The 12,786-nt window shown below is 71.3% G+C and carries 13 protein-coding genes; 7 read left to right on the forward strand and 6 right to left on the reverse strand.

The genetic code is table 11. The annotated features are described in order from the left end of the window. Positions 1-21: 21 nt before the first annotated feature. Both prmC and AC0IWM_RS08760 read left to right on the forward strand, forming a co-directional pair. Positions 22-888, forward strand: a complete 867-nt coding sequence (gene prmC / locus AC0IWM_RS08755; RefSeq protein ID WP_471754353.1) for a peptide chain release factor N(5)-glutamine methyltransferase — start codon at positions 22-24, stop codon at positions 886-888. A gap of 474 nt (positions 889-1,362) precedes the next feature. Next, positions 1,363-2,601 (forward strand): DUF4167 domain-containing protein, encoded by a 1,239-nt coding sequence (locus AC0IWM_RS08760; RefSeq protein ID WP_471754355.1) that lies wholly within the window; start codon positions 1,363-1,365, stop codon positions 2,599-2,601. A gap of 60 nt (positions 2,602-2,661) precedes the next feature. On the opposite strand, the gene AC0IWM_RS08765 is transcribed toward AC0IWM_RS08760, so the two are convergent. Next, positions 2,662-3,399, reverse strand: coding sequence for a hypothetical protein (locus AC0IWM_RS08765; protein WP_471754357.1), 738 nt, complete (start codon positions 3,397-3,399; stop codon positions 2,662-2,664). 13 nt (positions 3,400-3,412) lie between these two features. Continuing rightward, the gene (locus tag AC0IWM_RS08770; protein WP_471754359.1) at positions 3,413-4,207 is read right to left on the reverse strand and encodes a DUF2336 domain-containing protein; all 795 of its coding nucleotides are present in this window, start codon (positions 4,205-4,207) and stop codon (positions 3,413-3,415) included. 175 nt (positions 4,208-4,382) lie between these two features. Here AC0IWM_RS08770 and AC0IWM_RS08775 point away from each other — a divergent pair, with 175 nt between their 5' ends. From AC0IWM_RS08775 to AC0IWM_RS08790, 4 genes are all read left to right on the forward strand, one after another. After that, positions 4,383-4,547 carry a YqaE/Pmp3 family membrane protein gene (locus AC0IWM_RS08775; protein WP_082511389.1) on the forward strand — a complete coding sequence of 55 codons (165 nt, stop codon included), beginning with the start codon at positions 4,383-4,385 and terminating at the stop codon, positions 4,545-4,547. Positions 4,548-4,624: 77 nt separating this feature from the next. Beyond that, the gene (locus AC0IWM_RS08780) at positions 4,625-5,230 is read left to right on the forward strand and encodes a sulfite oxidase-like oxidoreductase (RefSeq protein WP_471754361.1); all 606 of its coding nucleotides are present in this window, start codon (positions 4,625-4,627) and stop codon (positions 5,228-5,230) included. After that, positions 5,223-5,945 (forward strand): FAD-binding oxidoreductase, encoded by a 723-nt coding sequence (locus AC0IWM_RS08785; protein ID WP_471754363.1) that lies wholly within the window; start codon positions 5,223-5,225, stop codon positions 5,943-5,945. The genes AC0IWM_RS08780 and AC0IWM_RS08785 overlap by 8 nt, the downstream gene beginning before the upstream one ends. A gap of 68 nt (positions 5,946-6,013) precedes the next feature. Further along, positions 6,014-6,439, forward strand: a complete 426-nt coding sequence (locus AC0IWM_RS08790; RefSeq protein WP_471754365.1) for a GFA family protein — start codon at positions 6,014-6,016, stop codon at positions 6,437-6,439. A gap of 15 nt (positions 6,440-6,454) precedes the next feature. Here the strand turns inward: AC0IWM_RS08790 and AC0IWM_RS08795 are convergent, their stop codons facing one another. Both AC0IWM_RS08795 and AC0IWM_RS08800 read right to left on the reverse strand, forming a co-directional pair. After that, positions 6,455-7,543: an NAD(P)/FAD-dependent oxidoreductase gene (locus tag AC0IWM_RS08795; protein ID WP_471754367.1), complete on the reverse strand. Its 1,089-nt coding sequence runs from the start codon at positions 7,541-7,543 to the stop codon at positions 6,455-6,457. After that, positions 7,543-8,664 (reverse strand): calcium:cation antiporter, encoded by a 1,122-nt coding sequence (locus AC0IWM_RS08800; protein ID WP_471754369.1) that lies wholly within the window; start codon positions 8,662-8,664, stop codon positions 7,543-7,545. The genes AC0IWM_RS08795 and AC0IWM_RS08800 overlap by 1 nt, the downstream gene beginning before the upstream one ends. Before the next feature lie 308 nt (positions 8,665-8,972). Between AC0IWM_RS08800 and AC0IWM_RS08805 the strand changes: the two genes are divergently transcribed. Next, complete coding sequence (locus AC0IWM_RS08805; RefSeq protein WP_471754371.1) at positions 8,973-10,688, forward strand: DEAD/DEAH box helicase; 1,716 nt, start codon at positions 8,973-8,975, stop codon at positions 10,686-10,688. Positions 10,689-10,721: 33 nt separating this feature from the next. Here AC0IWM_RS08805 and AC0IWM_RS08810 read toward each other — a convergent pair whose 3' ends face one another. Further along, positions 10,722-11,663, reverse strand: a complete 942-nt coding sequence (locus tag AC0IWM_RS08810; protein ID WP_471754373.1) for a hypothetical protein — start codon at positions 11,661-11,663, stop codon at positions 10,722-10,724. 203 nt (positions 11,664-11,866) lie between these two features. Then, entirely contained in the window at positions 11,867-12,760 is an 894-nt protein-coding gene (locus AC0IWM_RS08815) for a DUF6925 family protein (RefSeq protein ID WP_471754375.1), read from the reverse strand. Positions 12,761-12,786: the final 26 nt, after the last annotated feature.

Consider the following 12,786-nt stretch of genomic DNA (forward strand, 5'->3'; position numbering starts at 1 on the left):
CCGGCGGACGGGCAGGAGCCGATGCGTCTCGACCCGGCGCTCAGCCGCACCGATGCCCTGCGGCGCATCACGGAAGCGCTCGCCACCAACGGCATTCCCGCGACCGATGCCCGCTTCCTCGTGCTCGACCTCCTGGGGCTCAGCACGACGGACCTGATCCTGCGCGGAAGCACACCCCTCGGACCGGCCGGGGCGGCCATGCTCGAAGGCGCGGTCGCGCGGCGCGTCGCCGGCGAGCCGGTGGCCCGAATCGTCAGGGCCTGGGAGTTCTGGGGCCTGCCCTTCGCGCTCGCACCCGAGACCCTTGTCCCGCGCGCGGACACGGAGACCCTGGTGGAGGCCGTCCTCGCCCTCCATCCCGACCGGCAGCGCCCGCTGCGGGTGCTCGATCTCGGCACCGGCTCCGGCTGCATCCTCGTGGCGCTGCTGACCGAATTGCCGAACGCCTTCGGCATCGGCCTGGACCGCTCGCACGGCGCCCTCGTTCAGGCCCGCGCCAACGCATCGCGCAACGGCGTCGGGCCGCGGGCTTCCTTCGTCTGTGCGGACTGGACCGCGGGTCTCTCCGGGGACTTCGACCTCGTGGTCTCGAACCCGCCCTACATCGCCAGCGCGACGATCCAGGGTCTCGACGTCGAGGTGCGAGCCCATGACCCGATGGCGGCCCTCGACGGCGGCGTGGACGGGCTCGATGCCTATCGGCGGATCGTCGAGGCCCTGGCGGACGGGTCCTTTCGTCTCGCGCCGGGCGGCGCCCTCGCCTTCGAGGTCGGGTTCGATCAGGCCGAGGCCGTGGCGCAGCTCGGGTCGTGGGCCGGCCTCGGCTCCGCCGCCATCCACCACGACCTCGCCGGCCATGCCCGTGTGGTGCGCTTCGGCCCGCCCTGAGAGCGGATGGAGGCGAAAATCCCGCGGGAAACCGGAAAAAACTGCGCGCATCGGATGCACGCGGACAAAAAAGCGCTTGTTGCCCCCTCGTCGACCCGCTAGTGTCGCAGGCAGATCGCGAACGATCCATTAAGATGGATCGTGGTAAGACGGGTGGCGGCTTTGGTCCGCGACGCTCTTAGACGATCTCCCCACGATCAGGCTGGCGCGCGCGGGCAGAGGCGCAGGAGCTTGGTCAACTTCGTGCCTGAAAACCGAAGGACGCCTGGACGCTCAGAGCGCGCCTTGGTCAACGGACAGAGACGGCAAGCACGGCGAAATCGATCACGGACACACCGGACCCGGATCACGCGGCGCCAGCGACGAGCCTGACTTGAGGCTGCGTCGTGGCCGCCTGGAACCCGCCGCATCATCAGACGCTCCGAGACGAACGAGGGTCAATCGAGACCGATGAGACCAAACCAGAATAGACGGATGCGCGGTCGCAACCGCCCCAAAGGTCCTAATCCGCTCACGCGTTCCTACGAATCCAACGGACCGGACGTCAAGATTCGCGGCACCGCTCAGCACATCGCCGACAAGTATGCCCAGCTCGCGCGCGATGCGCAGGCCAGTGGCGACCCGGTCGCGGCCGAGAACTACTTCCAACACGGCGAGCATTATTTCCGGATCATCTCCGGCGCCCAGGAACAGACCCGTCAGCAGGTCGGTGGTTACGCCCGCGGCTTCGACGACGAAGGTGACGACGACGGCGACGAGGGTCAGAACGCGCCGCAGGGCTACGCCGCCTCCAGCTACGGCGCGAATTCCTACAACGAGGATTATGGCGATCCGGGCCAGCAGCCCCAGCCACCGGCCTACGAGCCCCGGCAGGACGCGCGCCCGGAGGGCCGTCCCGAGGGATACCGTCAGGATTACAATCGCCAGGACGCCAACCGGCAGGATTCGAACCGGCAGGATTCCGGCTCGGACAACAACCGCCAGAACCGCCGCGACCGCTTCGCCAATCGTGGCGACCGCCCGCAGCGCTTCGACAACCCGCGCGACGGCAATCGTCCCGACTACACCAACAACCGTCAGGAGAACCGTCGCGACGACTTCGGTCGCCAGGACGGGAACCGCCAGGACGGAAATCGCCAGGACGCGCCGCGCCAGGACTACAATCGGCAGGATGCGAACCGCCAGGACGGCAATCGGCAGGATTTCCGGGCGGATCAGAATCGCCAGGACAACCCGCGCCAGGAAAACTCGCGCCAGGACTACAGCCGGCAGGATCAGCCTCGGCAGGATCAGCCCCGGCAGGACTTCCGTCCGGCTCCGGTCCGCTCCGACGCTCCCCGGTACGAGAACGGACGCGCGGAAGGTCCGGTGAACGAGGCGCCGCGGTCCGAGTTCGGCGGTCAGGAAGCCGGCCGCCAGGACGCACCCCGGTCCACCCGCGGGAACGACGCCCCCCCCCGGCGCAGCCGTCGCCGCGACGAGCGGGAAGCCGCCCCGGCCGAGGACGTGGCCGCTCTGCCGGCCTTCCTGATGACGCCGCCGCGGCCGGTCCCGGCGGCCGAGCCGGCCATTTCGTCGGAGCCTCAGGGCGAGACGGCGTCCGCGGCCCAGGACGATGCACCGGCGCCCAAGCCCCGTCGCCGCCGCCGCGCCCGGTTCGAGGGTCCGGAAGGTGCCGTCGGCGCCGATGATCCGACGCCCGTCACCGAGTGAGTTCGGGTTCTCCTTGCGAAACCTCCGGAAGCCGCCCCCAAAGGGCGGCTTCTTCGCGTTTCAGGGTCCGCGCCAGTCGAGGAAGGCCTCGACGCGGTGAACGAGCCGGCGGTGGCGCGCGGCCTCGCCGAAGGGCGCCAGCTCCCAGGTCCAGCACCGGTCGGGCCGCCCGGGGCGGACCCCGTGCAGGAGATCGAGCCGGTCGATCACCTGCCCGCTCCGATCTTCCTCGATCTGCTCCACGTCGGTGAGGAGACAGACGCGGGCGCGCAGGCGCGCGAGGCCGTCGAGATGGGCCTGCACGATCCGGCTTCCGAGATCCGGCGGAACGAAACCGGGCCGGTCGAGGGGCAGGATGGGCAGTTGCGACAGGAGGTTGGCCGAGACCACGAGGTCGACCCCCTCGCCGCCGCACACGACGGAGAGCGGATCGCGCCGGTCCGTCGCGGCCGAGAGGTCCGCGGTGATCAGCCGGACGTTGGCATGCGCCCGGGCCTGGAGCCGAGCCGGCCAGAGATGGACCACATCCACGAGATGAACGGCTTCGAAGCGCGCCGCGAGCGCGGCGAGCGGGACGTCCTGGAGGAGCCCGGAGCCGAGGACGACCGCGACCCGCCGCCGCTCCAGTCCCTCGCAGGCGGCCAGGATCGCCGCGCGGGCGGCCGCCAGATGCGGCGCCCAGGCGGCGCGGCAGCGCCGTCCCCGGGACATCAGCAGCACGCTCTCGCGCAGGTGGCCGCGGCGGCGATGCGCGAAGGGGACCGGCGTGATGAGGAGGTGCAGGAGTTCGACGAGCATGCGGGCTCCGGACTCAGCGTCGAGGCGGGTTCGGCTCGCCCCCCGGCTGCGCCGACAGGCGCATCACCCGCTGCGCCGTGGTGACGGACAGGGCCTGGAAGGCGTTCTGGATGCCGGCCCACGTTTTGGGCGGGCGCGCGGATCCGGGCTTCGTCTCCAGGAAGAGCTTCAGGGTTCCGAAGCCGAAGCGGATCGCGCGCAGCAGGAACAGGAGCGGATCGTGATCCGCGGCCCCGTAGGCGAGGCGCGCGACCTCCGCGAGCGCCGCATCGATCTCGCCGGCCCTGACCAAGCCCTTGATCCGGCGCTCGTCATCCTCGGTCGGGCGCGGTAGCCCCGTCGCGCGTGTCGGAGAGGCCACAAGGGCGGAGGTTCTCCCCACGGGCGCGGCACGCGCTTCGAGCATCACCCGCAGCACCGCATCGATCCGTGCCCGCTCGGCGAGGGCGGCGTAGCCGAGGCCGGAGAAGGATGCCCCGGCATTGCCGGCGACGACCTGCACCGTCTCCGTATCGCCGCGCGCCACCAGCACGTCGGTGACGCGCTCGCTCAATGACGGGCGCCGTGCGACCGCCCTGAGGTGGCCCTGCCCACGCGACCGCGCGACGGTGACGAGATCGGATTCGGCGAGGCGCGGGGAGCGCTGCAGCACCGGCCCGGCCACGGCGATGTCCGCGTCGAGGGCCAGATCCCGCACCACGGCGCGCTCGCTGAACAGCATCGAGAGGCGCCGGAGCATGCGGCCCCCCGGCCCGGACCCGCCGCGCTGCGCCCCCTGCTCGATCTCGCGAACGAGACTTTCGATCATCCGCGAGGGGTCCTGCACGAAGCGGCCTGTATCGATGCTCCAGGATACTCTGGGGCGGCAGAGTTTAAGAAAAAGCAATCCGCCGACCGAACTCCGGGAACTCGGCCGCGGCGATCCCGTTGCGGTTGGGCCGTTGCGACCGCAACCCCGCGACCGCAATCTGCCCGGAGCCGCCGTGTCGAACCTCGTCCGCATCATCCTCGCGATCTTCCTGCCGCCGATCGCGGTGCTCCTGACCACCGGGATCGGGCTGCAGTTCCTCCTCAACATCCTACTGACCCTGATGGGCGTTCTCCCGGGCACCATCCATGCCCTCTGGCTGGTGCTGCGCGATCGCTGAGGGGATGATAGCCTGCCGCGCGGGTCGATCGTTCATTCCATGATCGCCGCGAGCGGACGGACGGGCGCGAGGCCACGATGAGCACACGAGGTTTCACGGGGCGCAAGCCTCCCGAGGCGACCCGCGAGCGCCTGCCCCCGGGCCAGTACCTCACCGAGGACTTTCCCGTCCTCCAGATCGGCCCGAACCCGCGGGTCGACCTCGCGACGTGGTCCTTCACCCTGCGGGAGGGCTCGCGCCCCCTGAAGAGCTGGACCTGGGACGCCTTCAGCGCGCTGCCCCGTACCCGCTGGGGCGGGGACATCCACTGCGTGACGAAGTGGTCGAAGTTCGACACGGCCTGGGAGGGCGTCAGCTTCGACGACCTGCTCGCCGATGCCGGCCTCGCGGCGCCGACCGCGTTCCTCCTCGCCGAGGGCTACGACGACTACACCACCAACGTGCCGGTCGCCGACCTCGCCGGCGGCAAGGGCATGGTCGCGACCCATTACGACGGCGAGCCGATCCCGCCGGACCATGGCGGCCCGGCCCGTCTCCTCGTACCGCACCTGTATTTCTGGAAGAGCGCCAAGTGGGTGAAGGGTCTGCGCTTCACCCGGCGCGACGAGGGCGGGTTCTGGGAACTGCGCGGCTATCATATGTACGGCGACCCCTGGCGCGAGCAGCGCTTCACCGGTGATTGATCCGGCCACACGGCCCCTCCCCTGGCAGACGGCCACCCTCACGGCGATCCGGCCGGTGACGAAGCGGGTCAAGAGCTACCGCTTTCGGGTCGGCTTCGACCGCCCGGTCCTGGCCGGGCAGCACGTCGACGTCCGGCTCACGGCTCCCGACGGGTATCAGGCCCAGCGCAGCTACTCCATCGCCTCGGCGCCGGACGGCGACGGCACCATCGAGCTGATGATCGAGGGCCTGCCGGACGGGGAGGTCTCGGGCTTCTTCGACGCGGTGGCGGAGGTCGGCGACACGATCGAACTGCGTGGGCCGATCGGGGGCGCCTTCGTCTGGCGTCCTGAGGATGGCGGTCCCCTGCTCCTGGCCGGCGGCGGCTCGGGCGTAGTGCCCCTCCTGGCGATGCTGCGTCACCGCGCGGCGGCAGCGCCCGGGGTGCCGGCCCTCCTGCTCTACTCGGTGCGCGATCCCGGCGAGACCATCGCCGCCGAGGAGCTGGCCGTGCGCGCCCGCGACGAGCCGAACTTTCAGCTGATGCTGAACTTCACCCGCGCCGGCGGTCGCCGGGTCGATGCGGCGATGGTCGCGGAGGCGCTGGAGCGCCTCGGGCCGCCCCGCAATGCCTATCTGTGCGGCGGCAACCCCTTCGTCGGCGCGGTGGCGGACCTGCTCGTCGATGCCGGGCTCGATCCCGCCCGCATCCACACGGAGCGCTTCGGCGGCTGAGCCGTCCCGTCCTTGTCCCGGCATCGCCGTCGGGCCTAGATGGCCCGCGCCAGCGGAGGTCGAGAGCGATGGAAGCGAAGTCCAACCAGCATTCCGGGCAATGCCATTGCGGCGGCGTCCGCTTCCGGGCGACGCTGGTCGACGGCCTCGACACGGCGCGCCGCTGCACCTGCTCCTATTGCCGGATGCGCGGCGCCGTCGTCGTCTCGGCCGTGACCGGCGGCGTCGAGATCCTGCAGGGCGCGGACCTGTTGACCAGCTATCGCTTCAATACCGGCGTGGCGCAGCACTTCTTCTGCTCGCGCTGCGGGATCTACACCCACCACACGCGCCGCTCGAACCCGAACCAGTACGGCGTCAACATCGCCTGCCTCGACGGCCTCAGCCCGTTCGATTTCGCCGAGGTCCCGGTGGTCGACGGCGTCAACCACCCGAACGATACGGGCGGATCGAGCCGGCTCGCCGGTACCCTGCGCTTCGTCGCCGAAGGCTAGGGGCGGCCGCATTCCTCAGGCCCCGACCAGGCGGTCGGCGACATCCTCGGCGAGGGACAGGCTGGAGGTCAGGCCCGGGCTCTCGATCCCGAAGAGATGGATCAGGCCGGAAAGCCCGTGCTCGGCCGGGCCGTCGATCCGGAAGTCGGCGGCGAGCTCGCCCGGCCCCGTCAGCTTCGGACGGATGCCGGCATAATCCGGCGTCAGCACCCCGTCGGGCAGGCCCGGCCAGTAGCGCCGGATCGCGCGGGCGAAATGATCGGCGCGGGCGGGATCGACCCGATAGTCCAGGGTATCGACCCATTCGACGTCCGGCCCGAAGCGCATCCGGCCGGCGAGATCGAGGGTGAGGTGGATACCGAGTCCGCCCTCGACCGGCGCCGGATAGATCAGGCGCGAGAAGGCCGGCCGGCCGGTGCAGCCGAAATAGCTGCCCTTGGCCAGGACCTGGCGCGGAATGCGCGCGGCGGGATAGCCCTCCACGGCAGCGGCGATGGCCTGGGCTCCGAGGCCGGCGGCGTTGACGATGCCGTCGAAGGGCAGGGCCTCGCCGTTCACCGTGACGCTCCAGCCCTCCCCGGTCCGCGCGATGTCCGTGATCCGGCTGTCGAAGGCGACGGCGCCGCCGGCATCCTCCAGGTCGCCCTGGAGGGCCAGCATCAGGGCATGGCTGTCGACGATGCCGGTGCCGGGCGCGTGCAGGGCCGCGACGCAGGCGAGATGGGGCTCGAGGGCGTGGGCTTCGGCTCCCTCGAGGAGCATCAGGCCCGGAACGCCGTTGGCGTCGCCGCGCGCCTTGAGCGCCGCGATGGCCTCGCGCTCGGTTTCGTCGGTGGCGACGATGAGCTTGCCGCAGCGGCGATAGGCGACGCCGTGGCTGTCGCAAAACGCGGCGAGCATCGCAGCCCCCGCGACGCAGTGCCGGGCACGCAGGGAGCCGGCGGGATAGTACATCCCGCCGTGGATCACCTCGGAATTGCGCGCCGAGATTCCCGTGCCGATGGCGTCCTCGGCCTCGGCCACGACGACCGCGTGGCCACGGCGCGCGAGCGACCGGGCCACCGCGAGACCGACGATTCCGGCACCGACGACGAGGATGTCCATCACGGACTGAAGATCAGCACGAGATAGACTAAGAAGACAACCAGGTGGACGGCCCCCTCCAGCACGGTCGTCCGCAGGCCCGAGAAGGTCAGGGTGCTGAGGATCAGCGTGACGACCAGGAGCGTCATCTCGGTCGGAGCGAGGCCGAGCACGACGGTCTGCCCCGAGATCAGCCCGACGGCGAGCACGGCCGGCACCGTGAGGCCGATGGTCGAGGTCGCCGCGCCGAGGCAGAGGTTGATGGCCCGCTGCAGCTCGTTGCGGGCGATGGCCTTCAGGGCGCTGATGCCCTCGGGGGTGAACACGATGGCGGCGATCAGGACGCCGCCCAGCGCGCTCGGCGCCCCCAGCGCCTCGATGCCGTGATCGAGGATCGACGCGAGGCTCTTCGACAGGAGCACGATCGGCAGGATATTGGCGATGAGGAGGCCGATGTGCTTGAGCACCGTGAGGCCGCGCACGCCGCCCGCTCCCCCGGCCTCGGGTCCGGCGGGCACGTCGGCATTCGACCGCACCATCTGGCCACCGTCGTGGATGAAGAAGCTGCTGTGCCGGCCCGTCTGGATCATCAGGAAGATCCCGTAGAGCGCCACCGTGAACACCGAGAACGCCACGGCCTGGAGGGTGGTCAGCGTGCCTCCGGTGGTCGAGGTGGTGAAGTTCGGGATGATCAGCGCGATGGTGGCCAGGGGGATGATCACCGACAGGAAGGCCGAGGTGCCCTGCAGGTTGTAGGATTGCTGGTGGTGCCGCAGCCCGCCGATCAGCAGGCCGAGGCCCACGATCCCGTTGAGGACGATCATCAGGACGGCGAACATCGTGTCGCGCCCGAGGGTCGGCACCGATTTCGGCGAGAGCATCACGGCCGAGACCAGGGCGACCTCGATGAGCACGATCGACAGGGTCAGCACCAGCGTGCCCAGCGGCTCGCCGAGCATGTGCGCCAGTTCCTCCGCCTCGTGGACCACGCCGAAGGCCGCCCACAGGATGACGGAGAACAGCCACAGGAACAGCGCGGTGGCCCAGAGCGGCGAATCGAGACTTCCGAGCCAGGACGGACCGTAGACGGCGAAGGCGGCGACGCTCGCCCAGGCTACCACAAGACGTAAGATCGCCGCCATCGGTCACCCTGGTTCCGGCCCGAGGGTCACAGCCTCGGCCACCTTCGCTCCTAAGTGGCACAGCCCGTTCGCCCGCACAGTCCAGGAGCGGAACTTAGCTGTGGGAGCCGGCGAGATCGGGGTCGGGCGCCCATCGGTGGACGGGCATGCATCTGCAGTCATGGCGCTGCGCCGCAGTTCCGGCTACAAGAGACACCATCCGTAACCGTTCGAGGCCGGAATCACGTCGGTTTGGAGTTCGTCGCGTCCCGCGCGACACCCTCCCCGGCGGGTCTTCCGCCTGCTTGCCCGCTAAGGCTTCCGTCACAGTGCCCTTCCCCACCCTGCCGGCCCCGCTCGCCCGAGCTCTGACCGCGCGCGACTACGAAGACCCGACGCCCGTCCAGAGCGCCGTCATCGAGGCGGCCGCCCAGGGCCGCGACCTGCTCGTCTCGGCCCAGACCGGCTCGGGCAAGACCGTGGCCTACGGCCTCGCCTTCGCCGAGACCCTGCTCGGCGACGCCGAGCGCTTCGGCCCCGCCGGCGCGCCGCTGGCCCTCGTCATCGCCCCGACGCGCGAGCTCGCGCTGCAGGTCGAGCGCGAACTGACCTGGCTCTACGCGGAGACCGGCGCCCGCGTGATCTCCTGCGTCGGCGGCATGGACCCGCGCCGCGAGAGCCGCCAGCTCAACGACGGCGCCCACATCGTCGTCGGGACCCCGGGCCGCCTGCGCGATCACCTGGAGCGGCGCAACCTCGCCACCCAGGACCTGCGCGCCGTCGTCCTCGACGAGGCCGACGAGATGCTCGATCTCGGCTTCCGGGACGACCTCGAATTCATCCTGTCGGTGACCCCGAAGGAGCGGCGCACGCTCCTGTTCTCCGCGACCCTGCCGAAGGCCATCGCGACGCTGGCCGAGCGCTACCAGAATGACGCCCTGCGCATCGCCGTGAAGGGCCAGGAGCGCGGCCACGCCGACATCACCTACAAAGCCATCCGCGTGGTGCCGCGCGAGCTGGAGCACGTGGTGGTCAACACCCTGCGCTTCATGGATGCGCCGACGGCGATCATCTTCTGCAACACCCGCAACGCGGTGCGCCACCTCCAGGCGGTGCTCACCGAGCGCGGCTTCTCGGCCGTGGCGCTCTCGGGCGAGCTCGGCCAGGGCGAGCGCAACGCCGCCCTCCAGGCGCTCCGCGACGGCCGGGCCAAGGTCTGCGTGGCCACCGACGTCGCCGCCCGCGGCATCGACCTGCCCACGGTCAGCCTCGTCATCCATGCCGACCTGCCGCACGATGCCGAGGTGCTGCAGCACCGCTCCGGCCGCACCGGCCGCGCCGGGCGCAAGGGCACCAGCCTCCTACTGATCCCGGCCTCGAAGCGGCGCCGGGCCGAGCAGATGCTGATGATCGCCAAGGTCTCCTTCGAATGGGCCGGCCCGCCCACCGCCGACGAGATCCGCCGCCTCGACGGCGAGCGCATGTGGCAGGACCCGATCTTCACCGAGGAGCCGGCCGAGGAAGACGTGGCCATGGCCGAGACCCTGATGGCGCAGCGGACGCCCCAGGAACTCGCCGCGGCCCTGGCCCGGATCTACCGCTCCCGCCTGCCCGCGCCGGAGGACGTCACCGATCCGGGCGCCGGTCCCGAGCGGAAGACGCGCCCGGTCTACGATCCCGCCGACATGGATCGGATCGACGCCCAGGGTCCGGCCGTGTGGTTCCGGCTCAATCTCGGCCGGCGCGACAACGCCGACCCGCGTCGCCTGCTGCCGATGCTGACCCGGCGCGGCAATATCGGCCGCCAGGAGATCGGCGCGATCCGCATCTTCGATCGTGAGACCAAGTTCGAGGTCCGCGGCGGCGCGGCTTCGCGCTTTGCCCAGACCTTCGCCAAGAACGGCTCGCCCGAGATTCAGGTCGAGCCGCTCCTGGACGGGGAGCCGGCGCGCGAGGAGAAGGGCCCGAAGGCCCTGAAGAGCCCGCGCGGCGCCCGGCACGAGCGCGAGATCGCCAAGAAGCCGCGCGCCAGCAGGGCGCGCTGAACCGAGGGGGCGCCCTGAGCGGGCGCTCCTCTCTCAGAAGTGGTCGGGCAGGCTCTTCACCGCGTTGCCGAGCGCCTCGACGCTCTCCGCGATCTTGCGCCCGGCAGGTGCGAAGGACGGCACCTTCACACCGAGGAACTCGGTCTGCTCCGGCTCGGGCTCGGCCTGCGCGACCTGCGCCGCCGCCCCCGGGGGCTTGGCAGCCGGTTTGGCCAAAGTGGGCTTGGCCAAAGCGGGCTTGGCATGGGCCGCGGACACCACGGGCTTGCGCTTCTCGGGCTCGCGCTCCGGCGTCAGGGCGGTGAAGGTGCCGCCGGTGGCCCGAGATCGGGTGGTCTCGTTGGGCAGAGGGGCGATCAGCGCCGCGGTCCGGGTCGCCGGAACCAGCGAGGCCGGACGGGCGGGCGGCAGCACGGAAGCGTTCTCGATCTGCGGCAGGCGGGGCGGCTTCGGCGCAGCCGCCAGAACGGCGGGTTTCTGGGCCGGTGTCTCGGCGAGTGTCTCGGCGGGCTTCGCCTCGGGCACCTTCACGTCGGTCGGCTTGGCGGCGACCCCTTGGGCCACCTGGACCACCGGCGGGGCAATCGCGGCCGGCAGCAGCTCCGCCTTCGCGGCGGCAACCGGCACCGCCGCCCCCTCGGGCGCCGCCGCGACGGTCTTCGGAGCCGCGACGGGCTTCGGAGCCGCGGGTGCCAGGGCCGGGACACCGTCCCGCAGGTCCGGCCAGTCGGAGGCGCTGTTCCCGAGCCCGGGGCTGGCGGCCGTCGCCTTGGCCAGGGTCGGCCGGGTGAACTGCGGACCCGCGAGGCTGCCGAGGGTCGTGGAGGCGATGGCGGCAAAGCCGGCGAGCCCCAGCACGCCGAGGCCGGAGAGCAGCACGACCCGGAGGTTCACCCGGGACGGGCGCGGAGCCGGCACCGCCGGGCGCCGGGTCTCGGAGGGATCGATCGTCACGGACATCATGGTCTCAGACATCTCGCACGCTTCTGGAGGTTCGGATTGACCGTTGCCGGTCGATCACGCGGCGCCGGCGGGGCACGACCGGCGCGGCGACGCCGGAGCGGCGCCACCTGCGTGTAACGACAGAGGCGCCGCAATGGGGCATGAAGATGTCCTCGACCCAAGCCTTGAACAGGCTCGGATCAGACGCAGCGCGAATCTGAATAAGCCCGACAGGTTTAACGAGGGGTGTCTGGAGACGACTTCGGACTGTCCTGATTCGCCCGCGCCTCGGCCTGGAGCTGGACGACTCGGCCGATCCCGCGCGTGAACCGGGTCGCCCCCTTTGCCGAAGGCGGCGCCCCTGCGACGTGCTGCGCCTTGAGGCGGACGAGGGCGGGATCGCCCCAGCGGGCGAGCACGGTCTGGAAGGCGGCATGCGCCGCGGGATCGAAGGGGCGGGCGCGGCCCTCGCGATCCCGGCAGGGATGGGGCGGCGCGAACTGCGCCACGGGGACGAGCCCGCGCGGGATCGGAGCGGTGGCCGGATGGGTGCGGCCGAGGGCGAGGATCTTCGGATCGAGGAAGGCGCGCGGGCTGCCCGGCTCGGTTCCGGTCCCCGCAAGGACCTCGATGCGGCCGAGCGGCGTGGTCACCACGACGTCCGCGACGGCGAGAAGGTCGAGGATGCCGACCGGATCGTCGGTCCAGGCGTGTCCGGCCAGCTTCGCGAGGCGCGCCAGCGTGTCCGGATCGGCCGAACGCAGGAACATCCGGCCCTGCGGCAGGGCCAGGCCGAGGTCGAACCACTTGTCCCCAAGATTTCGCGGGTGAAGCGCCGCTGCGTCGCGGCCCGCCGCGCGGATCGATCCGGGTCCGATTCGGGGGCAGCGCGCCGCCGGCAGGCACAGGGCGACGGCGTGGCTCCAGCCCCCGGCGAAGGCCGTCTCGTAGGCGACGGGAATCGCGTCGGCCGGATCGAGGGCGATCCCGCCGCGCGGGGTGACCAGCCCGAGGCGCCCGCCCGCCGGAGCGCCCGCCCCCGCGTCGGGATCTCGGCGAAAACTCGCGAGTGCCCCGAACCCGCCCATCGTCCAGGCGGTCTCCGGGTCGGCCAGCGCCGTGGCGATCAACCCTGTCCCCGGATCGGAAGGCTGCC

Source organism: Methylobacterium sp. AC433 (genome assembly GCF_979253015.1).

Coding starts and splice junctions, on each gene's coding strand:
- AC0IWM_RS08800 (WP_471754369.1), bottom strand. CDS start 8,664: ATGGCGGCGATCTTACGTCTTGTGGTAGCCTGGGCGAGCGTCGCCGCC.
- prmC (WP_471754353.1), top strand. CDS start 22: ATGCGTCTCGACCCGGCGCTCAGCCGCACCGATGCCCTGCGGCGCATC.
- AC0IWM_RS08790 (WP_471754365.1), top strand. CDS start 6,014: ATGGAAGCGAAGTCCAACCAGCATTCCGGGCAATGCCATTGCGGCGGC.
- AC0IWM_RS08810 (WP_471754373.1), bottom strand. CDS start 11,663: ATGTCTGAGACCATGATGTCCGTGACGATCGATCCCTCCGAGACCCGG.
- AC0IWM_RS08780 (WP_471754361.1), top strand. CDS start 4,625: ATGAGCACACGAGGTTTCACGGGGCGCAAGCCTCCCGAGGCGACCCGC.
- AC0IWM_RS08770 (WP_471754359.1), bottom strand. CDS start 4,207: ATGATCGAAAGTCTCGTTCGCGAGATCGAGCAGGGGGCGCAGCGCGGC.
- AC0IWM_RS08760 (WP_471754355.1), top strand. CDS start 1,363: ATGCGCGGTCGCAACCGCCCCAAAGGTCCTAATCCGCTCACGCGTTCC.
- AC0IWM_RS08795 (WP_471754367.1), bottom strand. CDS start 7,543: ATGGACATCCTCGTCGTCGGTGCCGGAATCGTCGGTCTCGCGGTGGCC.
- AC0IWM_RS08765 (WP_471754357.1), bottom strand. CDS start 3,399: ATGCTCGTCGAACTCCTGCACCTCCTCATCACGCCGGTCCCCTTCGCG.